Origin of the sequence: Luteimonas flava, assembly GCF_036584485.1 — a bacterium.
Taxonomy (GTDB): domain Bacteria; phylum Pseudomonadota; class Gammaproteobacteria; order Xanthomonadales; family Xanthomonadaceae; genus Luteimonas; species Luteimonas flava.
This window is the reverse complement of record NZ_JAZHBM010000002.1, coordinates 432,200-454,130: the sequence shown is the minus strand read 5'-3', so window position 1 is coordinate 454,130 and position 21,931 is coordinate 432,200. Positions and strand designations below refer to the sequence as shown.

The following is a 21,931-nucleotide window of genomic DNA, read 5'->3' as shown; positions in this document are numbered from 1 at the left end:
CCGGGCAAAGTGTATTGTTGTATTGATACACATGGACGCAAGCCTGCTCTCGATCCAGCCCAATGCCGCCGAGCCGCTGTACCGGCAGATCACCGGTCAGATCCGGCGGCTGGTCGCGGGCGGGGTGCTGCGACCTGGCGAGACCCTGCCCTCGGTCCGCGATGTGGCCGGGCTGCACGCGATCAACCCGATGACCGTGTCCAAGGCCTACAGCCAGCTCGAAGCCGAAGGCGTGCTGCTGCGGCTGCGCGGCAAGGGGATGGTCGTCGCCGATCTCGCCGCGCCACCCGATCTTGCCGCGCGCTGGGCGCTGATCGATCCCGCACTCGACGCGCTGGCACGCCAGGCGCGCGAACTCGAACTGCCGGCCGGGGCGCTGCTCGACCGGCTCAAGTCCCGACTCAAGGAAGACCTGCCATGAACGCGATACTCGACCGTTCCATCTCCGCTGTCGCCACGCCGGTTGCGTTCGGCGCTGCTGCCCCGCTCGCGGCGGACGGCCTGATCAAACAGTACGATCACGAGAACGTGCTCAAGGGCGTGTCTCTGACCATCGAGCCGGGCACGGTTCTCGGCCTGATCGGCCGCAACGGCGCCGGCAAGAGCACGCTGATCCGCGCGATGCTCGGTCTGATCGAACCCGACGCCGGCCACGCGACCGTCTGGGGTGTGCCGGCCCTGCGCCTGACCGATGCGATCAAGCAGCGGCTCGGCTATGTGCCGCAGCAGCCCGAGGCGATGGCGTGGCTGCAGGTCGGCGAGATGCTGGATTTCATCGGCCGCTTCTATCCGCGCTGGGATGCCGCCTACGTCGACGCCACCCTGGAACGCTGGCAGCTGCCCCGCAACCGCGTGCTGGCCAAACTCTCACCCGGTGAGCGACAACGCGTCGCGATCCTGCGCGCGCTCGCGCCGCGTCCGGAACTGCTGGTGCTCGACGAACCCGCATCGGCGCTCGATCCCGTCGGCCGCCGCGAACTGCTGCGCGAGATCGCATCGCGCGCCGGCGAGTCCGGCACCACGGTGCTGTTCTCGACCCACATCATGTCCGACCTCGAACGCGTGGCCTCGCACGTCGCGTTCCTGCACGCGGGCGAATTACTGCTGCACAGCGAACTCGACAGCCTCAAGGAACGCAATCTGCGCCTGCACGTGCCCGAGGCAGTTGCAGTGCAGCTGCGCGAGGATGTGCCCGGCGAAGTGTCGCGACGGCCGCATCCCTACGGAGGCCTGTCGATCACGGTGTTGCGCGGTGAAGACGCGCCCTGGCCCGACCTGCTCCAGGTGCCCGGCGTCCGCGCCGAAGCGCTGCCGCTGGAGGATCTCTTCATCGAGGTGTCGGCATGAACGCCGCCGTGATGCCGAAGCCGGGGTCCACCGGCGTGGGACCGGCGATCGCCGCGCTGCGCGCCTGCACCACGCTGCGTCACCGGTTCTGGATGCTCGCGGTGTACGTCGTGCTGCTGGCGTCGGCCGCCCTGCTGGGCGTTCTCGTTCCGTCCGACGACGCAGCCTCACGCGCCAACGGGCTGGCGTTCTTCGTCCTGATTGCCAATTTCTCGATCTGGGGCGGCTGGCTCTCACGCCTGCTGCTGATGCAGTCGCAGGCCGCCGGTCTGCGCACGCCCGGAATCACGGTTGCAGTGCTGTCTGCACTGGCAGGCGCCGCCGTTGTGACCCTGTTGCTGCCGGCCTCGCTCCTGCTCGCGCTGGGTGTCCCCCTTGCAACCGCGTTGGGTGCGGCGGCGCTGGGCATGTTCGGCGGCCTGTTGTTCGCGGTGCTGCCCTGGCCTGCCGCAGTGGCCCTGCTGACCCTGCCGGGGCTGTCGCGGGTGCTGGCAAGCGTCCTGCCGCCGATGGGCACCCCGCATCTGCTGGCGGCCGCCGTCCTCGGCGTCCTGGTGCTGGCCGCGTGCGTCCGCTCGATCATGCGAACGTCCGACCCGGCGGACATTCCTGCCTGGCGTCGTCCGGTGATGTTGCAGGCGCCCGGCGGCATGGTGGCGTGGACCGACTCGAAGATCGCCGCAAGCCCCGATGCGCCGCACGTCCACCAGGGCTGGCTGGTCGCGTTGCCTCGACCGGAGCACGCCGGGCCACACGCGCCGCGCGCGGCGATCGACACGCTGTTGGCCGGACCGATGGGATACGTCGCGCGGCGCGCGGTCCTGAAGCAGTGGGCGCTGCTGGCGCTCTGCGTCATCGCGGTGCTGGTGATTCCGTTCCGCGGCGACACGCCGATGGTGCGCGACGCGCTGCTGATCGGCGGGCTGGTCGGACTGTTCGCCGGTGGCTGGACGCTGGCCCTCCGGCTGGACCGGCAACGTCGTCGCGTCTCAGGTGAACTGGCCGAGTTGGCGCTGTTGCCGGGACTGGGCACGCCGGCCGAAGCCGCCACGCGACTGCAGCGCAGCGTCATGGTCCGGCTCGGGCAGTTGATGCTGTTCGCGCTCGCAGGCGTGTTGCTTCTGGCCTGGATCCGCGGCATCACCTGGCCGCATGTCGTGCTCCTGCTGGGTGTACTGGCCGGCACTTGTGCCAGCGGCGTGCTGCTGTGCGCGATCGCGCTCACCCGGATGGACGTCGCAAGCATGCGTACATTCTTCATCCTGCTGCCGCTGCTGATCGCTGGAATCGCGTCGGCGATGGTCGCCGTGATCCCGCTTCCTGTGGAATCGTCCCCTGCTGTCTGGGCAGCGCTCTGGATCACGCTGACGGCGACCTATCTGATGGCTGCACGCGTTTCGCTGCGACGCTTCCGCGCGAGCCCACACGCGTTTCTGCTGGACTGAACCGCCCGGATCCTTTGATTGCCGGTTAAGCCCACCCGGCGCATGATCGAACTCCAGTCATCCATCCTGCGCGCATCGCCCGCAGTCGGGAGTACCCGCGATGAATCGCCGATCCCTGCCCCTGTTGCTCGCCGCCGCGCTGAGCGCCCTCGCGATGCCGGCGCTCGCCGGCAACGACGTCACCGATCCGGAGCTGCCACGCAGCCTGACCGGCGACAGCCCTGTCGCGGTGCAGTGGACGGATCCCGAAGCGTTCTCCGACATCCGCCTCAGCGGCAATCGCTGGGAAGCGCGTCGCGGCGACTGGGTCGAGCAGATCGCCCGTTACGTGCGCCAGCGCGCGGAGCGCGAGCTGCCGGCCGGCAGCACGCTCGACGTGACCATCCGCGACATCCGCCGCGCCGGCATGTATGAGCCGTGGAACGGCCCGCGCTTCGACCACGTGCGCATCATCAAGGACCATTACCCGCCACGGATCGATCTCGATTTCGTGCTGCGCGACGCTGACGGCACCGTGATCGCCGAAGGCCCGCGCGAGCTGCGCGACATGGGCTTTCTCAACCGCGCGGGATCCGCGATGAACAGCGATGCGCTGCGTTACGAGAAGCAGCTGATCGACGACTGGCTGCGACGCGATCTGCGGCCTGCGATCGCGCAGCGCTGAGGTCTGTGGACTTGAAGAAGCCGCGCGATTGCGCGGCTTTTTTGTTGCGCGCGCATCGCCCGTTCTGGCGATGAGGATGCGCTTCGCTCGAGCGCCAGGCGCCTCGCGACCGGATTGTCCGCGTCGTGATCTCCGCGCGTTCGGCTACGTCAGCCGCGGTTCGCGCGTCCTCTTCTATTCACTCTGGATGTGACGCCGGCACGCACTCCGGTTTCGTTCGGCTTCCGCTTCCGTTTCGGCTTTGGCTTTGGCTTTGGCTTCGGCTTTGGCTGTTCGCTTTTGAATCGAGCCGTAGAGCGAGCCGAGCACCGGAGCCTGACGTGGCCGAAGAGCAGCCCATGTCTGAGCGCAGCGAGTTTGGGCTGCGTGCCGCGTCAGGCGAGGAGCGGAGGGAACCGATGCGGCTTCATCGCATCGGCTTGCGTCCGGCGAAGACGGTTTTGCTTACTTTTGCCAAGACAAAAGTGAGCCGCGCGACAGCGCGGAAGCCCTGTCTTTGATCTTCTCTCTCGGCGTTCATTCGTCTCCCTCAAGCCGAAGAATCAAAGTCGCAAAGCGACGAGCAAAGAAGCCGGAGCAAGTGCAGGGCTTTCGCCCGCTGCGCGTGCGAGTCCCTTTTGGATGGACCCAGAAGGAACCAAAAGGTCCCTTCGCCGGACGCGATCCGCCGCGATACAGCCGCGGTGGTCCCCTGCGCTTCTCGGGCAGCGGGGCACGCAGCCCAAACTCGCTGCGCTCAGACATGGGCTGCTCTTCGACCCCGCCGCCCTGCGATGCTCGGCTCGCTTTACAGCTCGATTCAAGTCAAAAGCTAGAGGCCAAGGCCAAAACCAAAGCACAAGACACAAAGCGGAAGCAGAGCAAGCCGACGGCTCAGCATCCGTCGAATTCAAAAAGAAAAGGCCGCGTGCGAACACGCGGCCTTTCTCATCAGATCCACCTGACGCGTGATGTCACCGCGTCAGTCACCGCCTTCGATGCATACGCACCGGAGGCGGTGCGTTCTCAACGCACGACGTTGAGGAAGTGGATATGCCGCTGGTACTGGTCGAGCACGTCGTGGATCAGCTCGTCCTTGCGCCAGCCCATCACGTCGTAATCCTGGCCGCCTTCGCGCAGATGGACCTCGCCGCGGTAGAAGCGGTCGGTCTCCTTCCGGCGACGGCGCGGATCTTCGAACATGAAGCTCGGCGGCTCGTACGGCACGGGGCGCACGGAGTAGAAGAAGTCCATCTCCTCGCCGTGACCGACCTGCAGCCAGACACGGCCGTCGTCGCCTTCCTCGACCGCGACTTCGAGGTTCTGCTTGCGCAGCTCCGCGGCCACGTCCTCGAACGCGGGTCTGACCTGCGTCTGCAGGAATGTAAGCACTTCCTTCTGCATCGGATGATGCGCGAGCGAGCGCAGACGGGCCTTCCAGTCGCCGCCCGCGCCGATTCCGACAGGTGCGACGCGTGCGTCGCGCAGGCTCGTGCGCTTGACCACTTCCAGACGCATCGCCCGCACCATGCCCCAGCACATCAGGATCATGACCACGGTGAACGGCAACGCGGAGGCGATCGTCGCCGCCTGCAGCGCGGCCAGACCACCGGCGAGCAGCAGTGCGATCGCGACGATGCCCTCGGCCAGCGCCCAGAAGATGCGCTGCCACACCGGCGACTCCTCTTCGCCCTTCGTCGTGAGCATGTCGATCACCAGCGAGCCGGAGTCGGACGAGGTCACGAAGAAGATCACCACCAGTGCGGTCGCCAGGCCGGACGTGATCGTCGAGAACGGCAGGTTCTCGAGGAACTGGAAGATCGCGACCGAACTGTCGGCCGCCACCGCGTCGACGAGCTGCGTTGCCCCGTCGACCATCACCATGTGCAGCGCGGTGTTGCCGTAGATCGTCATCCACAGGAAGGTGAAGCCCAGCGGCACCAGCAGCACGCCGATGACGAACTCGCGGATCGTGCGGCCACGCGAGATGCGCGCGATGAACATGCCGACGAACGGGGACCAGGCGATCCACCACCCCCAGTAGAACAGCGTCCAGCCGCCCAGCCAGGTGCCGCGGGATTCGTAGGCGTAGAGGTTGAACGTCATCGCGAACACGTTCGAGATGTACATGCCGGTGTTCTGCACGAAGGTCTGCATCAGATAGACCGTCGGGCCGGCGATCAGCACGAACGCCAGCAGCGCCACCGCCATGATCATGTTGAGCTCGGACAGACGGCGCACGCCCTTGTCCAGACCGCTGACGACCGAACCGGTCGCGATCAGCGTGATCAAGCTGATCAGGATCACCTGCGTCGTCGTGCCGACCGGCGTATCGAACAGGTAGTTCAGACCGGCGTTGATCTGGATCACGCCCAGACCCAGCGAGGTCGCCAGGCCGAAGATCGTGCCGAGCACGGCGAAGGTGTCGACCGCGTGGCCGATCGGGCCATGGATGCGATCGCCGATCAGCGGATACAGCGACGAGCGGATGCGCAGCGGCAGGCCGTGGCGATACGCGAAGTACGCCAGCGACAGCGCGACCACCGCGTAGATCGCCCACGCGTGGATGCCCCAGTGGAAGAACGTGATGCGCATCGCCTGTCGCGCGGCGGCGACCGTCTGCGCATCGCCGACCGGCGGTTCGGCGTAATGCATGATCGGTTCGGCGACACCGAAGAACATCAGGCCGATGCCCATGCCGGCGGCGAACAGCATCGCGAACCAGGTCGCATAGCTGTAATCGGGACTGCTGTGGTCGGGGCCGAGTTTCAGGCGACCGAAGCCGCTGATCGCGATGCCGACGATGAAGACCAGGAAGCCGGCGACCGTCAGCACGGTGAACCAGCCCGCCTCGTCGGCGACCCAGGTCTTGGCATGGCCGAACATCGATTCCATCGCCTCGGGGGCGATGAACGACATCACGATCAGCGCCAGCACGATCAGCGCCGAGGGATAGAACACGGGACCAAGAATGCGCGAGTGCCAGCGTTCTGGCGGCGCGGCCGGATCAGTGTCCGGACGCACGGTGGGATCGTTCATGGAAAGTCCTCATGACAGGACGCGACAGCGCGGTGACAGCGTGGATCAGAAGCAGCCGCGTCCAGGTGAAACCGCCGGCGACCGGCGGCGTATCGATGCGGCCGGGCAGCGCCCGGCCGTGGATCAGAAGTAGAAGCCGACGTTGACGTTGAGCCGCGAGTGCCAGCCGTCGTTGGCCGGATCGCGCACGCCGATGCCGGGGCCGCCGGCGAACCACATGTTCTTGCCGGCGATCCAGTCGACATAGGTCAGCATCACGCCCTTGCCGAAGCTGCAGCCGGTGACGTTCTGGATCGAATCGCGCAGCCCGGGATCGTTGCCGACCGGCAGGGTCGCGCTGGCGTTGTTGTAGCAGGTGATGCTGTCGAACCAGCCGGTGCGCTGCACGTCGTAGGCGACGTTGAACGTCGGCACGTCGGCCTGCGAGGCGATCTCGAACGGGAACATGAAAGCCGACATCGCGATGCGCGATTCCGGATTGTCGTAGCGGTAGCGCGCCCACTGCGCCTGCAGCGTCAGCGGACCGCGCACCCACTGCCCGTGCACGGCGGCGCCGGTGTGATCGTGCTTGCCACCATCGAAACGGTTCTCGATGCGTCCGGCGAAGGCCGATGCGCCCCAGGTCGTTTCCCACCCATCGGCTTCGCTCGTGTGCTCGTAACGCACGATGCCGCGTTCGCGCTCGCGGTAGGGCAGATCGTCCGTCGTCGCGACATCGAAGGAATAGCGGTCGAAGTTCGCGCCGGTGCCGTACTCGTCGCCCGCGAACACACCCGCGTGCCACTGGTGCGCGCCGGACTGGCGCTGCCACACGAGACCGAGGTCGTAATCGTCTTCGATGCCGAGGTAGTAGCCCGAACCGAACCAGAAACTGTGCGAGGCGGTGGGCAGAAGACCGAACGGCACCTGCTGGATACCGGCGCGGATGTCGGACGTGGCGCCGTCGCGGCCGTCCTCGAGTTTCCAGCCCGCGTAGGCGTGGTGCACGGCGTCGAATCCGTCGTACCAGCGGTATTGCAGCGAGAAGAACGCCGGACCGGCGTTGCCGCGTGCATCGACCCGCAACAGTTCGAGTTCGGGACCGCTGCTGGGGCCGTAATCGAGCCACCCGTAATTGAAGCGGACCGCGCCGCCGAGTTCGAAACCGGGTGTCTCGTCGGCGCCATCTTCAGCCGACACTGCGGGCGCCGCAGCCACGAAAACACCACACAACAACCACTTGAAACCGCGCGAAATCACGACGGGTCTGCCCTCCTCGATAGATTCGTAAACGCAATGCAGACCGGCCATCTTAACGATTTCTGCACGAATCCCCAAACGCGCGACGTTTCAAAACTGCGGAGAACGGCTTGAAAACAGGGGTTTTCACGCGTCCATGGATATGCAACGCGCACGCGCCTCCATCCGCCGGACGAAACGTCTGCAGGCGAAGGCACGGCGGGGAGAAAACTGTGATGGCCGGGCGCAAGGCCCGAGGCATGCGTCGCCACATGCGGGCGCTATGATCCATGAACGGCGATGATGCCGATGTGCAGGCACGTTCATGACCGTCTACGTCGACGATGCGGTCCATCCCTGGCGCGGCGAGCGCTGGGCGCATCTGCTCGCCGACACACTCGACGAACTGCATGCTTTCGCGGCCCTGCTCGGTATGCCGCGACGCGCATTCCAGGACCGCACCAGTGGCGCGCATTACGACGTGACAGCGGCGATGCGCGCGCGTGCAATCGCACTGGGTGCGATGCCGATCTCGCGCCACCACGATCGTGCGCTCGTGCGCGCGGTGATCGCGAATGCGCGCCGGCAGGGACGCGGCGAGGCGCCGTAGGTGAAGCCGGCACCCGGCGGCGGTATCCTGCGCGCAGTTTCCACACCGCAATCCGACGCCATGACCGATACGCCGCCCGACCATCTCTCCAACGATCCGCGCAGCCCGCACTACAACGAGGCGGCGATGAATCGCGGCATCGGCATCCGCTTCAACGGCAACGAGCGTCGCGACGTCGAGGAATACTGCGTCAGCGAAGGCTGGATCCGCGTCGCTGCCGGCCGCGCGCTCGATCGCCGGGGCCAACCGCTGACCGTCAAGCTGCGCGGCACCGTGGAACCCTACTTCCATCTGGAAGCCTGACCCGCCCATCCGAGGACGCGCCCGATGCAGTACCTGCTGCTGATCTACACCGACGACACCCTGCTCGACGGTCTGGCCGAGGGCGAATACGACACGATGATGCGCGGTTGCCTGCAGCATGCCGACGCGCTGCAGGCGGATGGCACGCTGCTCGGATTCCAGCAGCTCGAACATGCGAGCACCGCCAAGACCGTGCGCACGCGCGGCGGTCGCACGCAGGTGTTCGACGGTCCGTTCTCCGAGACCAAGGAAATGCTCGCCGGCTTCAACCTCATCGAGGCCGAGAGCGAGGAAGAGGCGTTGCGCATCGCGGGCGAGTTCCCGTGGGCGCGCACCGGCAGCATCGAAGTGCGCCCCGTGCGCGATGTCGGGCTTGTACGGACGCGCGTCGGCGCCTGAGCGCACGCGCGGCGCGTTGCGTCAGATCTGCACGCGATTGCGCCCGGACGCTTTCGCGACGTAGAGCGCGCGGTCGGCCACGTCGATCAACGCCTTCGCCTCGCGCGTGTCGTCCGGCCCCGATACCGCGCCGCCGACACTGACGGTGACCACCTGCGCCAGCGACGACGCGGGATTCGGCAGCGCCAACGCCTCGATGCGCGTGCGCAGCGATTCCGCCGCATGCCAGGCCTGGCCCGCATCGTGGCCGGGCAGCAGCACCGCGAATTCCTCGCCGCCGAAACGCGCCGCCAGGCCGTTGGCGTCCGCCGCCGCGGCCGCGCACACGCCGGCGATCGCGCGCAGGCATTCGTCGCCGTGCAGATGCCCCAGCGCATCGTTGAGCGCCTTGAAGTAATCGGCGTCGGCCAGCAGCAGCACCATCGACTGACCGGCGGGTCGCAAGCGACGCAGCATCGCGTCGAGCGCCTGGTCGAACGCACGCCGGTTTGCGATGCCGGTCAGGCCATCGACCATCGACATCTGCTGCAACCGCGCATTCGCGACTTCCAGCGCCGCGGCGATGCGCGCGAAATGGATGGCGCCGGCGATCTGGTCGGCGATCGCATCGAAGGCCTCGCGCATGTCGTCGTCGAAGAACGCGGAATCGGCGCTCTCGACATTGAGCACGCCGTGCAGACGCATACGGTGGCGGATCGGCACGAGGTATTCGGAGCGCACCTCGTGATTGCCGGCGAGATAATCCGTGTCGGTATCGACATCCATGATCAATTGGGGCTCGCCCAGACGCGCGCAGCGGCCTGCAGCACCGACACTGAGCGGCCACGGCCAGGTCATCGGCGACAGATCGATGGTCCCGGCCGAGACCTCCTGCACGAAGGCTTCGCCGGCCTCGTCGAGCAGGATGATGCTGACGACCGCGACCGGCAGTTCCGCCGCCACGACATCCACGATCCGCTGCATCACGCCGTCGAGCGCGCCGTCCTGCAGGGCCTCGCGCGAAACCCGCGCGAGGATGCGCTGCAGCGATGCGCGGCCGCCCGTACCGGCATGCCCGGCGCCTGCTCCTGCATCGCGCTCCCCCATCGCGTCCTCCCGGCCCATGGCCCCGGCGGCGTACCGCCCAGGCGCACTGTACGCCGGTCGATCGTGTGGCGGGCGCGGGTCAGCCGCCACGCGCCTCGGCGACGATCTGGTCGGTGATCGCCTGCACCTGTTTGACCGTCATCGGCGCGAAGATGCCCTGCCACGCGCTCGACGCAGTGTCGTAGGTCCGGGTCGCCGCAACCTTGCCGCCGGGCACTTCGATGAACTGCGCGCTGGCCTTGATGTGCGCATTGCCGGTCATCACGCCGAGTCCGTAGCGCGCCCCGGTGGAGACGTAGCGGAAGCTGTCGACACGCACCACCACGACCACACCCGGCGGGTCCAGCGACGCCGGCCGGCTGTCGCGCACGCTGCCCTGGATGCCGGCGGCGGTGGCGGACGTGCGGATCGCGTCGTTCCACAGGGCGCGGAAATCCGCCCAGTCCTCCTGCGCCCGCGCGGTATCGCTGCCTTCGACGACCAGCACGACCTGGCGCACGTCGCCGTTGATCGCAACCGGATCGACGGGCGCGGCAGCGGGCCGTTGCACCGTCGCCGCGCACGCGGACAGCAGCGCGGCGGCACCGAGCAGAGCGAGCGAACGAAAGAGGCGCGGCAGACGCGCCGCGGGCGGAGTCACAGGGGTGTGGGTGTGCATGGCAAGGCCTCGTCGGATGGCTGGCATCGCGCGGCCCCGGACCACTCCCCCTGCGCAGCGTCCGGTGCGCGCGCTCTGTTTCTAGCGGGGATTCCATTCACGGCGGGTGAAAGGCGCCTGACTTCGAGCCATCCCCGCTTGCGGGCGCAGGTCGAGCGTCCCCTACAGCAAGCCGTCCCGCTTCACCGCCAGATAGCGCTCGACCAGCGCGGACGGCAGTTCTTCGCCGGTGACATCGAGCACGGCGATGCGGTGGTTGCGCAGTGCATCGTGCGCGGCCTTGCGCTGGGCGAGGTAACGGGCCGTGGCGCCGGCGCGGATGGCGTCGTCGTGGTCGTGCACGTCGGTCGACAGCACCTCGTCGAGCGCGCGTTCGCGCAGGGACGCGACTATCACCAGATGCCGTTTCTGCAGCATGCGTACTGCGGCCAGCACGTCCTCGATGTCCTCGTCGCGCAGATTGGTCACCAGCATCAACAAGCCACGACGGCGCTGGCGCAGCGACAGTTCGGTCGCAGCGGCCAGATAGTCGGTCGCGACCGCTTGCGGCTGCAGGTCGTGGCTGATGCACAGCAGCGTGTCGACTGCGCCCATGCCGCGTTGCGGGGCCATCCAGCGGCTCTCGCCGCCGGTCGCGAACAGGCCGACCGCATCGCCCTGGCGCAATGCGAGATAGGACACGACCAGCGCCGCATCGAGCGCGTGGTCGAAATGCGACAGCGCGCCATCCTGGGCGAGCATGCGGCGGCCGGTGTCGAGCACGACGACGAGCTGCTGGTTCTTCTCGTCCTGGTACTCGCGCGAGATCAGCTTGCGTGCGCGCGAACTCGCCTTCCAGTCGATCTGCCGCAGGCTGTCGCCGACGCGGTACTCGCGCATCTGATGGAAATCGGTGCCTTCGCCGCGACGGCGCTTGATGTGCGCGCCGACCAGGCGCGAGGCGCGGTCGGCGCTGAGCAGGGCGAAGCGCGTCAGCGGTGCGAAGTTCGGGAACACGCGCACCTGGTGCCGGGTGCCGGCGTCGCGCCGCTGGCGCCACAGCGCGAGCGGCGAACGCAACCGCAGCTGCACGCCTTCGAACACCGCCGCGCCGCGCATGTCGGGCTGCAGCGTGTAGTCGACGCGCGACACGGTGTCCGGCGCCAGGCGCAGGCGTCGCGGCAGGCCATCGACGCGCCAGCCCGGCGGATGCAGATCGAAGACCTCGAGATGCTGGACCTGTGGACCGCCCTCGAGTTGCAGCGACACCGGTCGCGCGATGCCGATCGGCCAGGCCTCGGCCATCGTGCGGACGACATCCGGGGTCGGTCGCCGCAACAGCAGCACGAGATCGAGGATCGACAGCAGCAGCAATGCCGTGCCGAACACGTTCCAGGGCAGCACCGCGACAGGCCACAGCGACGCGGCGACGCCGCCCATTCCCCAGACGACGAGCAGCACGACGAGCGCGATCGTCGGCCTCATGCGGGGCGGCTCATGTGCGGGCGTCGCGACGGGTGTCGAAACAGTTCAAGGTCCGTCGCGAGCGCCGCCAGATGGCGCGTGGTGGAGCGCAGGAGGCGCAGCGTGCATGTGGTACGCGAGCACGCCGAGCACCGCACGCGCGTCAGCTGGCAAGCGCAGCAGGACATTGCGCAGTTTCTCACTTGCGCGGCGCTTCCACGCGGGCCAGCAGCGCCTGCAGCACCTGGTCGGCATCCTGGCCTTCGATCTGCAGCTCCGGCGCCAGCGCGATGCGATGACGCAGCGCTGGCGTCGCGATCTCGCGGATGTCGTCCGGCGTGACGAAATCGCGGCCCGACAGTACCGCCTGCGCCCGCGCCGCGCGCACCAGCGCGAGGCTGCCGCGCGGGCCGGCGCCGAGAGCGATGCCCGGCCATTTTCGCGTGGCCGCGGCGATGCGCACCGCGTAGTCGATCACCGCCGCATCGACCACCGTCGCCGCGGTGCCCTGCTGCAGCGCGACGATCTCGCCCGGCTGCAGAACGGTTGCGAGCTGCGACAGGTCGAAATCGGCAGCGACCTTGCCGCTGCTGATCGCGGTGACCATCGCGACCTCGTCGGCATGCTCGGGATAGTCGATCAGCACCTTGAGCAGGAAACGGTCGAGCTGCGCTTCGGGCAGCGGATACGTGCCTTCCTGTTCGACCGGATTCTGCGTCGCCAGCGTCATGAACGGCGGCGGCAGTTCGAAGCTGTGGCCTTCGATCGTGACCTGCTGTTCCTGCATCGCTTCGAGCAGCGCGGACTGCGTCTTGGCCGGCGCGCGGTTGATCTCGTCGGCCAGCAGCAGATTGGTGAAGATCGCGCCGCGGCGGACCACGAAGGTCTCGCTCTTGGTGTCCCAGACCGCGTGGCCGCTGACGTCGCTGGGCATCAGGTCGGGCGTGAACTGCACGCGCGCGAAGTTGCAGCCGAGCACCGCCGACAGCGCGCGCACCAGCAGCGTCTTGCCGAGGCCGGGTACACCTTCGATCAGCACATGGCCGCCGGCGAGCAGCGCGACCAGGATCTGGTCGAGCACCTCGGGCTGGCCGATGAAGGCCTTGGAGACTTCATCGCGCACGGCGGCGACGCGCGCGGCAAGGGCCTCGCCGGTGATCGGCGCGGACGGGGGCACGGGCAGTTCGGTCATGGTCGGGCTCACAGGTGGTTGCGCATCTGGATCAGTCGGGCGATGCGCTGACGGAACGCCGTCGCATCATCGGGTCGGGGCGCCTGCAGCGCCTGGCGGACATCGCGTGGCGACACGCCCGTGCGCGCGGCGATGGCCTCGATGCCGGCCTCGCCTTCGAGCGCGGCGGCGAGTGGATCGCGCCGGCGCAGGCGATCGAGGAACGCCGTGCGCACCGCGTCGTAGAGCAGCGGCGCGCGGCCGTAGCGCACGAGATGTTCGCCACTCGCGGCGACGTGTTCGAGCAGCGCGCGCCGTGCGACCGGCGGCGCCGGCGATACCGGACCGAGCCGCTGCGTGCGCATCCACAACCAGGCGAGCAGCGCGAGCAGCAACGGCCCCCACGCCATCCAGCCGCGGGTGAGAATCTGGTACCACAGCGGCGGCACGCTGGCGGCGTAGACCAGATGCACGGTGCCCGCGCCCCAGTTCGGCGCCAGCAGCTGCCGGGTCAGCAGCGCGTGCGGCACTTCGCGCAGATCGGCGTTGCGCATGAAATCGAAGTCGGCGAGCACGTCGACTCTGCCGGCGCCATGCGCCAGTCGCGCGAACACCAGACCGTCCTCGCCGCTGTCACCCCATTCGAGCAGCGGCTCCGCATCGACGAGGAACCGGCGGCCGTTGCAGAACTCGACATGGCCGCCCTGCCCGGTCACCAGCAGCGGTTCGCACTGCGTGCGGCCGTCGACGGTGTGCACACCGAGGCGTTCGAGCAGATCCCAGGGACGCGCGGCATCCGCGCGACGGCGTGGCAACGGCGTGCGCACCAGCAGATGTCCGCCCTGTTGGACCCAGCCGAGCAGCGCTTCGACTTCCGACGGCAGCAGCGTGCGCGGTTCGCTGTAGAGCAGCACGGTGTCGCGCGGTCCCAGCGGCACGCTGGAGAGTTGCAGACGCTGACGCGAACGCGCCTCCACCCCATCGGCGCGCAGCGTTTCGCGCAACGCGTACAGCGGGTTGTAGGCGGCCTCGCCGCGCGGCGGCAGATCGACAGTGTCGGCCACGCGCTCGTGCGTATGCAGGAACCAGGCGACGCCCAGCGCGACGATCAACGCGCCGAGTGCGGCGAGGGCGATGCGGGTGGGCCAGCGCATCAGGCGGACCATCCGAAACGCGGCGCCAGACGCGCCAGCAGCGCATCCAGGCCGGCATCATCCGGCAGCCGTTGGCCGTAGGCGGCGCGCTGCCAGACGCGCACCATCTCGGCGAACGCATCGCGGTCTTCGGCATCGGGCAGGCGACGCGACGCGCGCAGCACCTGCGCCTCGGTCGCGCCCGGCACCAGGGTCACGCCGGCGCGCGCGACCATCGCCTCGACGCCGCCGCGATACAGCAGCGCCAGCGCGCGACGATGCCGGCCCTCGGCCCACAGCCGGCGCACTTCGGAGACCAGATCGGCGGGCAGGTTTTCCGGCGGCGGCGGTGCAGCTTCGACCACGATCTCGCTTGGTTCGCGCACCGGTCCCAGGGTGTCGCGCATCCACGGCCACCAGCGGCGCGCGGTCCAGGCCAGCACGCCGACGACGATCGCGAGCACCAGCCACAGACCGTACTCGGCGATCAGCGCGAAGACCTGCCCGATCGCGGCCAGCAGGCCGGTGTTCGGTATCGGCGGAGCCGTGTCGTCTTTCTTGTCCTCGTCCGCGTCCTTGCGCTGCCAGCGCGTGACCTCGCGCTTGTTGTCGAGCAGCGGATCGGCATACGCACGTTCGATCGCGCGCTGGAACGCGGCGCCGTCCTTGAGGCGTCCGAAGACCTGCGGGAGCGTCGGCGTCTGCGCCGCTTCGTCCTGCGCGACGTCCTGCTTGCGTTCGCCAGGCCGCCAGGTCTTGGTCGGATTGATCTCGCGCGTGCCGTCGTCGCCGGCGGTCGCCGGGTCCTGCGCCTGTCCGGAGACCGGCGCCAGCATCAGGCCGGCGAGCAGCAGCCCGAGCACCAGCGTCGCTGCAGGCGCCAGACGTGCGCGCAGGCGCCGGAACGCGATCTCCAGATCCCAGGCTTCCAGCTGCGTGCGACGGTTGAGATACAGACCGAAGCCGGCCCCGATGTAGAACGGCTCGACCAGCCCGATCGCCATCCAGAACGCGAGATTGCCCAGCACCTGCACCCAACGCGGCGGTTGCTCGGAGACCAGCGCCCACATCGCGCGCGCCGATTCGGACAGCAGCTCGGTGGGCACGAACATCAGCACCAGCGTCGACAGCGACAGCAGCAGCGCGGCCACGAACAACTGGCAGATCATGGTCAGCAGCAGCGCGTGTCCGCCGATACCGTCGGCGAGCAGATGGCGCCGCTGCACGAGCGGCGCGCCGGACAGACCTTCGAGCAGATCCACCGGCAGCGTCGCCGCGCGCCAGGGACTGAAGCGGCGCCAGGTCAGATGCCCGATCAGCGGCCGCCAACCCCAGCGCCATTGCGCATCGAGCGTCGCGCGCATGCCCGGCGCCGCACCGAACACCGCGCGCGACAGCACGAACAGCGGCACGCGATCGAACACCGGCTTGAGCCACCACAGCAGTAGCGCCGACAGCCACAGCTGGTCGATCGCCCAGCCCAGGGCGTTGAGCACGACGAACACCGGCAGCCCGAGCAGCAGCGACGGGCCCCAGATCGCGAGCGCGTGGCGGCGCACCAGCGCGTTGCCGAGCTCCATCGCTTCCCAGGCGGTGCGCGGTCGCAGTTCCACCTGCACGGTCTCAACGCGCATCGGCGACTCCGCGTCCACCGCGCCACAGCCACAGCCCGGTCAGCAGCCACAGGCCGCCACCGACACCGAACTTGACGGGATCGGGAATCGCGCCGGTCGACGACCAGAACGCTTCGACGAACGCCGCGAACACCAGCATGAAGAGGATGCCCAGACACAGCCGGCCGCCATCGCGACCCGCCTGCACCAGCGCATCGACGCGGCGCAGCTGACCCGGTGCGACCAGCGCGAGCCCGAGCCGCAGACCACCGGCACCGGCGATCACGATCGCGGTGAGCTCCGGCGCCGAATGGCCGACGACGAAGCGCCAGAACGGACCGCCATGGCCGATCGCCTGCAGATGTCCGGCGACCGTGCCGATGAAAATGCCGTTGAAGATCAGCACGAAGATCGTGCCGACGCCGGCGAGCAGACCGCTGGCGAAGGTGCGGAAGCCGATGCTGACGTTGTTCCAGATGTAGTAGCCGAACATCTCCATGTCGCTCTGGCTCTCACGCGCGAAACGCTCGGCCGCGCGCGCCGGGTCGTACATGCCTTCCATCTGCGCCAGCTGCTCGGGCGACATCACCCCGTAGGCGAGTTCCGGCCACTGCTGGATCAGCACGAACATCAGCACCAGCGGCACCGCGAACAGCACCAGCGCGGCCCACAGGCAGCCGCGTTGCGCGCGCACCAGGCGCGGGAAATCGGCGAGCAGGAACCGCAGCGCGTGGCGCCACGGCGGCGGTGGCGGGCGATAGAGCACGTTGTGGCCGCGCTGCATCAGCGCCTGCAAGCGCGCGGTGACCTGCGGGCTGTAACCGCGACGGCGGGCGAGCGCCTGCTGCTGGCACAGGCGTCGATAGCGCGAGGGCACGTCCTCGTCGACCAGGCCGTCCCAGTCGCGCCGCGTCGCACGCGCGCGGCGCGGACTGCCTTCGCGCGCATCGAGCCAGCGCTCGAACGCGTCCCACTCTGGTTCGTGACGGGCGACGAACGCGTCCTGCCTCATGCGCGCCGCCCCAGCAGCCAGTTGGCCACGCCCAGCAATCGCAGCACGCCGGTTTCGCCGCGGGCACCGGTGACTGGCGTGGCGAGGTCGGCCAGTTCCTGCTGGCGTTCGCCGGTCAACGCGTGCGCGCGTTCGGCGAATGCGATCACCGCGAGCTGCTCGTGCGCCTGCAACGGCGCGGCCGGTGCCTGCGGCGCGATCTGCAACGCGTCGATGCGCGTGCGCTCGCGTGGCGCATGGATCACCAGCGTGCCGGCGACCATGTCGCCGAGCCGCCGGCTCCAGGGATCGGCGAGGCTGGCGACCAGACCCGCGCCGTAGCCGAACGGCAGCATGTCGACGGTGCGCATCAGATTGCGCACGAAGCTCGCCATCCAGCCGATCGGCGCGCCGTCGGCCGAGACCACGCGCAGGCTCAGTGCGCGCTTGCCCGGCGTCTGCCCGCCGTACAGCGCTTCGAACACCACCGGATAGCCCCAGAACACGACGAACAGCACGATCATGTACAGGCCCGATCCGAACTTGCCGAGCATGCCGAGCACGATCGAGATCGCCATCAGCAGCGCGCCGCGGATCGCCAGATCGATCAGCCACGCCACCGCACGCGGCACCGGGCCTGCGGCCGGCAGACGCAGCGCGACGCCCTCGGGGGTGTGGACCTCGCGGACCGTATCGAGCATCAGGCGCCGCGGCTCCATGCGGTCATGCGCGAATGCGCGTCGTCCCGGTGCGTCATGCGTCGTGTCTGCCCCTGCGCTGCTCAGCCCGCCAGCGCGGCGAGGTATTCGTCCTTGAGACGCACGTAGTGCGCGGCGCTGTAGTACAGGCCTTCGATCTGCGCATCGTCGAGCTTGCGCACACAGCGCGCCGGATTGCCGACCCACAGCTCGCCTTCGCCGACCACCTTGCCCGGTGACACCACCGCGCCTGCGGCCACGAACGCGTGCTTGCGCACCACCGCGCCGTCGAGGACCAGCGCGCCCATGCCGATCAGCGCCGCGTCCTCGATCGTGCAGGCGTGGATCACCGCCTTGTGGCCGATGGTGACGTCGCTGCCGATCAATGTCGGGAAGCCGCCGCGCTTGGCATGCGGGCCGGCGTGGCTGACGTGGATCACGGTGCCGTCCTGCACGCTGGTGCGCGCGCCGATGTGCACGTGGTTCACGTCGCCGCGGATCACCGTCGCCGGCCACACCGACACGTCGTCGCCGAGCACGACATCGCCGATCACCGTTGCTGCAGGGTCCACATAGACGCGTGCGCCGAGGCGCGGGGCGGTGTTCCGATAGGGTCTCAAGTCCATCGCCGGAGTCTACCTGCGGCCCTGCCGGAATGCCGCGACGCCGGCGCTACACTGCGGAGATGGATGCCGCCCCGACCGATCCGACACCCGCCGCGACGCCGGTCGCCGACCTGCGACCGACCCTCGATGCCTTGCGCGCGGCCTGGCGCAGCCGTCGCCCGGATGCCGCGCAGCGCCGCGACGATCTCGCCCGCCTGCGCGCCGCATTCGCGCGGCGCCTGGACGAGATGGCCGACGCGATCTCGGCCGACTTCGGCCATCGCGCGCGCTCCGAATCGCTGATCGCCGACGGCATGACCGTGCTGTCGGAGATCGATGCGCTGCGCCGCCATCTGCGTGGCTGGATGCGGCCGCGCCGCGTCGGCGCCGGCTGGAAGCTGTGGCCGGCGCGCGCCGAAGTGCGGCCGGTGCCGCTGGGCGTGGTCGGTGTCATCGCGCCGTGGAACTACCCGGTGAATCTGGCGCTGATTCCGCTGGCGACCGCGATCGCCGCCGGCAACCACGTCTATCTCAAGCCGTCCGAACACACGCCGCGCAGCAGCGCGTTCCTGCGCTCGCTGCTGGCCGAAGTGTTTCCGGCCGACCGCGTCGCCGTCGCGCTCGGCGATGCCGACATCGGCGCTTCGTTCGCCGGCCTGCCGTTCGACCATCTGGTGTTCACCGGCTCTACCGCAGTCGGCCGAAAGGTCATGGCCGCGGCAGCGCCGAACCTCACCCCGCTGACGCTGGAACTCGGCGGCAAGTCGCCGGCGATCGTCTGCCCCGGCTATCCGCTCGACAAGGCCGCGTCGCGGCTGGTCACCGGCAAGCTGTTCAACGCCGGCCAGACCTGCATCGCGCCGGATTACGTGCTGGTCGATGCCGCGCGCCGCGACGCGCTGCTGGAGGCGCTGCGTTTCGAGGTGCAGGCGCGCTATGCCGATGCCGGCACCCGCGCGTCGGATTACACGCACATCGTCAGCGACGCGCAGCATGCGCGCCTGACCGGTCTGCTCGACGATGCGCGCACACGCGGACTGACCGTGCTGCCGCTGCTCGAGGTCGATGGCGCGCGCGCCCTCGCACCGACGCTGGTCGTCGAGCCCGGCGACGACAGCGAGGTGATGCGCGAGGAGATCTTCGGGCCGATCCTGCCGGTGATTTCCTACAATTCGCTCGACGACGCCATCGCCTTCGTCGAAGCACGCGACCGCCCGCTGGCGCTGTATCCCTTCGGCGATCGCGCGCAGGCCGAGGCGATCCTCGCGCGCACCGTCGCCGGCGGCGTGACCGTCAACGACACCCTGCTGCATTTCGCCGCGAACCGCCTGCCGTTCGGCGGCGTCGGCCCGAGCGGCATGGGCGCCTATCACGGCCGCGCCGGTTTCGACGCGATGACCAAGGCACTGCCGGTGCTGTGGCAGTCGCGCGTCGCGGTTACCGACTGGCTGCGACCGCCGTATGCGCGGATCGCGAAGCTGGTCGATTTTCTCGCGCGTTGACCCGCGGCAATCCGTACCAGCCGCGTTCGTAGGCCAGCGAGCCCCACAGCGCCTGCGCATGCGCCTCGCGTGCCAGCAGCGGCGACAGCGCCGCAGGCTGCAGGCGGCCCTGGCCCGGCACGTAACGGTACTGGCTCGGCACCTTGTCGGGCTGCAGCACCACCACATCGTTGCCCTGCAACCACGCGAAGTTGCGGTCGTACTGCATCAGCGCGCGCCCGGGCAAGCGCATCGCCGGATCGGCCAGATCGCGGCCGGTCATCGGCGTGGCATCGGCGATGCCGATCAGCGACAGCAGTGTCGGCCCGAGATCGATCTGGCTGGCGATGCGGTCGTCGCGACGCGGCGTGATGCCCGCGCCGAGGATCAGGCCGGGAATGTGGAAGTTGTCGACCGGCACCAGATCGCGGCCGAACACGCGCGAGTCGTGATCGGCGACGACGAGGAACACGGTGTCGTTCCAGTAGTCGCTGGCCATCGCCTTGTCGAAGAAGCCGCCCAGCGCGTGGTCGGCGTACTTCGCGGCATTGTTGCGCGTGGCCAGCGGCTGCTCGAACGGGGTGATGCGGCCGGTCGGGAATTCGAAGGGATCGTGGTTGCTCGAGGTAAACACGAAACCGAAGAACGGCTTCCCGTCCGCATGCAGGCGCGCGAATTCCTCGTCGGCGCGCGCGAACAGATCCTCGTCGGACACGCCCCAGGAGCCGACGAACGCCGGCGCGCGATAGTCGCGCTGCTCGACCACGCGGCCGAAGCCGTTGCCGAGAAAGAAGCCGCGCATGTTGTCGAAATGGCTTTCGCCGCCGTAATAGAACGTCGTGTCGTAACCGCGCCGGCGCAGCACGTCGGCGAGGGTGAAAAAGCCCTGCTGACTGCGCGCACGTTTGACCACCGCCTGCGCCGGCGTCGGCGCGAAGCCGGCGACCACCGCCTCGATGCCGCGCACCGAGCGCGTACCGGTCGCGTACAGCCGCTCGAACGCCCAGCCCTGTTCGCTGAGGCGGTCGTACTCCGGCGACAGCGGCCGCCCGCCGAGGCTGCCGATGAACTGCGCGCCGAGACTCTCCTCCAGCACGATCACCAGGTTCTTCGGCTTGCCGCGCCACACCGGCGCGCGCGCGGCGAGCGTCGGACGCTCGGGGTCGGTGAACGCCGAGGCCGGCAGGCCGGTGCCCGCCCGGACCGACGCAAGTACCGTCTCCGCCGGCAGTTCGCCGTACAGGGACTCGGCGGTCTCCTCGTGCTGCAGCCAGCCGCGCATCGCGAACGCCAGCGAGTAGAACGAGTTCAGCGGCAGCGCATTGACGGTGGGATTGGTGCTGAAGGCCAGCATCGCCGGATTCATCGGCCGATGGCCCAGCGTCGAGCGCACACCGAGCGCGCCGACGCCGAGCACCAGCACCGCGAGACCGGCGCGCAGCAGCACGCCGCCGGTCGGCGTCGGCTGACTGGGCCACCCGCGTCGTGCGAGCCGCAGGCTGGCCCAGGCGGCCGCCGCGGTCAGCAGCAGCACGCCGATGCATTCCAGCGGCCGGCCTTCAACGAGCATCGACAGCACTTCGCGCGGATAGACCAGATATTCGACGAACACGCGGTCGGGCCGCAGGCCGTACTCGGCCATGAAACCGGGCGTGGCGAGCTCGAGCCAGACCAGCAGCGTCGTCGCGAGCGCGAGCCAGCCCGCCGCGATGCGGCGCACCCAGCGCGCGTCGTAGACCGCAGCGGGCAACAACAGCAGCAACGCCGCCAGCGGCACGAACAGCAGGCACAGCGTGGCGACGTCGACGCGCAGGCCCTGCACGAGCACCGGCACCCAGCCATGGACCTCGTCCACCGCCGCCCGCTGCCACAGCGCCAGCCCCAGCCGCGACACGCCGAGCACGACGAGGCCGAGCATGGCCATGCCCAGCACCGGTTTCAGGCGCGTCATCGCAGTCCGTAGCGTCATGTCCGAATCCACCCGCCACGCGATCCGCGGCCCGTACAGGATCGACGCCGGCATGTCGGAAGCCTGTCGGAACGCCGCG

The 21,931-nt window shown here is 68.9% G+C and carries 20 protein-coding genes; 8 read left to right on the top strand and 12 right to left on the bottom strand.

Annotation, left to right across the window (positions count from 1 at the left end; translation table 11 throughout):
* Nucleotides 1-31: 31 nt before the first annotated feature.
* The 4 genes from V3391_RS09085 to V3391_RS09070 all read left to right on the top strand — a co-directional run bounded on the left by V3391_RS09085 (nt 32) and on the right by V3391_RS09070 (nt 3,456).
* Nucleotides 32-421: a GntR family transcriptional regulator gene (locus V3391_RS09085; RefSeq protein WP_332078112.1), complete on the top strand. Its 390-nt coding sequence runs from the start codon at nt 32-34 to the stop codon at nt 419-421.
* Nucleotides 418-1,347 carry an ABC transporter ATP-binding protein gene (locus tag V3391_RS09080; RefSeq protein ID WP_332078111.1) on the top strand — a complete coding sequence of 310 codons (930 nt, stop codon included), beginning with the start codon at nt 418-420 and terminating at the stop codon, nt 1,345-1,347. Before V3391_RS09085 ends, V3391_RS09080 begins: the two co-directional genes overlap by 4 nt.
* Before the next feature lie 101 nt (nt 1,348-1,448).
* Complete coding sequence (locus V3391_RS09075; protein WP_332078110.1) at nt 1,449-2,792, top strand: hypothetical protein; 1,344 nt, start codon at nt 1,449-1,451, stop codon at nt 2,790-2,792.
* 100 nt (nt 2,793-2,892) lie between these two features.
* A complete protein-coding gene (locus V3391_RS09070) occupies nt 2,893-3,456 on the top strand; it encodes a DUF3016 domain-containing protein (RefSeq protein WP_332078109.1) in 564 nt (187 codons plus the stop codon).
* Nucleotides 3,457-4,461: 1,005 nt separating this feature from the next.
* On the opposite strand, the gene V3391_RS09065 is transcribed toward V3391_RS09070, so the two are convergent.
* Together V3391_RS09065 and V3391_RS09060 are read right to left on the bottom strand one after the other, a co-directional pair.
* Nucleotides 4,462-6,474 carry a BCCT family transporter gene (locus tag V3391_RS09065; RefSeq protein WP_332078108.1) on the bottom strand — a complete coding sequence of 671 codons (2,013 nt, stop codon included), beginning with the start codon at nt 6,472-6,474 and terminating at the stop codon, nt 4,462-4,464.
* A 123-nt stretch (nt 6,475-6,597) separates the two neighbouring features.
* Nucleotides 6,598-7,653, bottom strand: a complete 1,056-nt coding sequence (locus V3391_RS09060) for a hypothetical protein (protein WP_332078107.1) — start codon at nt 7,651-7,653, stop codon at nt 6,598-6,600.
* Nucleotides 7,654-8,017: 364 nt separating this feature from the next.
* Here V3391_RS09060 and V3391_RS09055 point away from each other — a divergent pair, with 364 nt between their 5' ends.
* Genes V3391_RS09055 through V3391_RS09045 form a run of 3 tightly spaced genes read left to right on the top strand, consistent with a single transcriptional unit; the run spans nt 8,018 to nt 9,004 of the window.
* On the top strand, nt 8,018-8,302 hold the full coding sequence (locus tag V3391_RS09055; protein WP_332078106.1) for a DUF4031 domain-containing protein: 285 nt from the start codon (nt 8,018-8,020) through the stop codon (nt 8,300-8,302).
* Between the two features lie 60 nt (nt 8,303-8,362).
* A complete protein-coding gene (locus V3391_RS09050; protein ID WP_332078105.1) occupies nt 8,363-8,605 on the top strand; it encodes a DUF3297 family protein in 243 nt (80 codons plus the stop codon).
* A 24-nt stretch (nt 8,606-8,629) separates the two neighbouring features.
* Nucleotides 8,630-9,004: a YciI family protein gene (locus V3391_RS09045; protein ID WP_332078104.1), complete on the top strand. Its 375-nt coding sequence runs from the start codon at nt 8,630-8,632 to the stop codon at nt 9,002-9,004.
* A gap of 21 nt (nt 9,005-9,025) precedes the next feature.
* On the opposite strand, the gene V3391_RS09040 is transcribed toward V3391_RS09045, so the two are convergent.
* The 9 genes from V3391_RS09040 to V3391_RS09000 all read right to left on the bottom strand — a co-directional run bounded on the left by V3391_RS09040 (nt 9,026) and on the right by V3391_RS09000 (nt 18,423).
* Nucleotides 9,026-10,108, bottom strand: coding sequence for a GGDEF domain-containing protein (locus V3391_RS09040; RefSeq protein WP_332078103.1), 1,083 nt, complete (start codon nt 10,106-10,108; stop codon nt 9,026-9,028).
* 61 nt (nt 10,109-10,169) lie between these two features.
* Nucleotides 10,170-10,748 (bottom strand): DUF4410 domain-containing protein, encoded by a 579-nt coding sequence (locus V3391_RS09035; protein ID WP_332078102.1) that lies wholly within the window; start codon nt 10,746-10,748, stop codon nt 10,170-10,172.
* A 162-nt stretch (nt 10,749-10,910) separates the two neighbouring features.
* Entirely contained in the window at nt 10,911-12,212 is a 1,302-nt protein-coding gene (locus V3391_RS09030; RefSeq protein WP_332078101.1) for a DUF58 domain-containing protein, read from the bottom strand.
* A gap of 178 nt (nt 12,213-12,390) precedes the next feature.
* Nucleotides 12,391-13,383 carry an AAA family ATPase gene (locus V3391_RS09025; protein WP_332078100.1) on the bottom strand — a complete coding sequence of 331 codons (993 nt, stop codon included), beginning with the start codon at nt 13,381-13,383 and terminating at the stop codon, nt 12,391-12,393.
* 8 nt (nt 13,384-13,391) lie between these two features.
* A complete protein-coding gene (locus V3391_RS09020; protein ID WP_332078099.1) occupies nt 13,392-14,516 on the bottom strand; it encodes a DUF4350 domain-containing protein in 1,125 nt (374 codons plus the stop codon).
* Nucleotides 14,516-16,129 carry a DUF4129 domain-containing protein gene (locus tag V3391_RS09015; RefSeq protein WP_332078098.1) on the bottom strand — a complete coding sequence of 538 codons (1,614 nt, stop codon included), beginning with the start codon at nt 16,127-16,129 and terminating at the stop codon, nt 14,516-14,518. The genes V3391_RS09020 and V3391_RS09015 overlap by 1 nt, the downstream gene beginning before the upstream one ends.
* Entirely contained in the window at nt 16,119-17,120 is a 1,002-nt protein-coding gene (locus tag V3391_RS09010) for a stage II sporulation protein M (RefSeq protein ID WP_332078097.1), read from the bottom strand. The genes V3391_RS09015 and V3391_RS09010 overlap by 11 nt, the downstream gene beginning before the upstream one ends.
* Nucleotides 17,117-17,800, bottom strand: a complete 684-nt coding sequence (locus V3391_RS09005; RefSeq protein ID WP_332078096.1) for an RDD family protein — start codon at nt 17,798-17,800, stop codon at nt 17,117-17,119. The genes V3391_RS09010 and V3391_RS09005 overlap by 4 nt, the downstream gene beginning before the upstream one ends.
* Nucleotides 17,801-17,880: 80 nt before the next feature.
* Nucleotides 17,881-18,423, bottom strand: a complete 543-nt coding sequence (locus V3391_RS09000; protein WP_332078095.1) for a gamma carbonic anhydrase family protein — start codon at nt 18,421-18,423, stop codon at nt 17,881-17,883.
* Between the two features lie 59 nt (nt 18,424-18,482).
* Between V3391_RS09000 and V3391_RS08995 the strand changes: the two genes are divergently transcribed.
* Nucleotides 18,483-19,904 (top strand): coniferyl aldehyde dehydrogenase, encoded by a 1,422-nt coding sequence (locus V3391_RS08995; protein ID WP_332078094.1) that lies wholly within the window; start codon nt 18,483-18,485, stop codon nt 19,902-19,904.
* On the opposite strand, the gene V3391_RS08990 is transcribed toward V3391_RS08995, so the two are convergent.
* Entirely contained in the window at nt 19,840-21,906 is a 2,067-nt protein-coding gene (locus tag V3391_RS08990) for an LTA synthase family protein (protein ID WP_332078093.1), read from the bottom strand. The genes V3391_RS08995 and V3391_RS08990 overlap by 65 nt on opposite strands.
* Between the last annotated feature and the right edge of the window lie 25 nt (nt 21,907-21,931).

Bases quoted from the DNA above. Each gene is read 5' to 3' on its own strand.
- V3391_RS09085 (WP_332078112.1), top strand. From the start codon at position 32: ATGGACGCAAGCCTGCTCTCGATCCAGCCCAATGCCGCCGAGCCGCTG.
- V3391_RS09080 (WP_332078111.1), top strand. From the start codon at position 418: ATGAACGCGATACTCGACCGTTCCATCTCCGCTGTCGCCACGCCGGTT.
- V3391_RS09070 (WP_332078109.1), top strand. From the start codon at position 2,893: ATGAATCGCCGATCCCTGCCCCTGTTGCTCGCCGCCGCGCTGAGCGCC.
- V3391_RS09065 (WP_332078108.1), bottom strand. From the start codon at position 6,474: ATGAACGATCCCACCGTGCGTCCGGACACTGATCCGGCCGCGCCGCCA.
- V3391_RS09055 (WP_332078106.1), top strand. From the start codon at position 8,018: ATGACCGTCTACGTCGACGATGCGGTCCATCCCTGGCGCGGCGAGCGC.
- V3391_RS09050 (WP_332078105.1), top strand. From the start codon at position 8,363: ATGACCGATACGCCGCCCGACCATCTCTCCAACGATCCGCGCAGCCCG.
- V3391_RS09045 (WP_332078104.1), top strand. From the start codon at position 8,630: ATGCAGTACCTGCTGCTGATCTACACCGACGACACCCTGCTCGACGGT.
- V3391_RS09040 (WP_332078103.1), bottom strand. From the start codon at position 10,108: ATGGGCCGGGAGGACGCGATGGGGGAGCGCGATGCAGGAGCAGGCGCC.
- V3391_RS09035 (WP_332078102.1), bottom strand. From the start codon at position 10,748: ATGCACACCCACACCCCTGTGACTCCGCCCGCGGCGCGTCTGCCGCGC.
- V3391_RS09030 (WP_332078101.1), bottom strand. From the start codon at position 12,212: ATGAGGCCGACGATCGCGCTCGTCGTGCTGCTCGTCGTCTGGGGAATG.
- V3391_RS09025 (WP_332078100.1), bottom strand. From the start codon at position 13,383: ATGACCGAACTGCCCGTGCCCCCGTCCGCGCCGATCACCGGCGAGGCC.
- V3391_RS09020 (WP_332078099.1), bottom strand. From the start codon at position 14,516: ATGCGCTGGCCCACCCGCATCGCCCTCGCCGCACTCGGCGCGTTGATC.
- V3391_RS09015 (WP_332078098.1), bottom strand. From the start codon at position 16,129: ATGCGCGTTGAGACCGTGCAGGTGGAACTGCGACCGCGCACCGCCTGG.
- V3391_RS09010 (WP_332078097.1), bottom strand. From the start codon at position 17,120: ATGAGGCAGGACGCGTTCGTCGCCCGTCACGAACCAGAGTGGGACGCG.
- V3391_RS09005 (WP_332078096.1), bottom strand. From the start codon at position 17,800: ATGCTCGATACGGTCCGCGAGGTCCACACCCCCGAGGGCGTCGCGCTG.
- V3391_RS09000 (WP_332078095.1), bottom strand. From the start codon at position 18,423: ATGGACTTGAGACCCTATCGGAACACCGCCCCGCGCCTCGGCGCACGC.
- V3391_RS08995 (WP_332078094.1), top strand. From the start codon at position 18,483: ATGGATGCCGCCCCGACCGATCCGACACCCGCCGCGACGCCGGTCGCC.
- V3391_RS08990 (WP_332078093.1), bottom strand. From the start codon at position 21,906: ATGCCGGCGTCGATCCTGTACGGGCCGCGGATCGCGTGGCGGGTGGAT.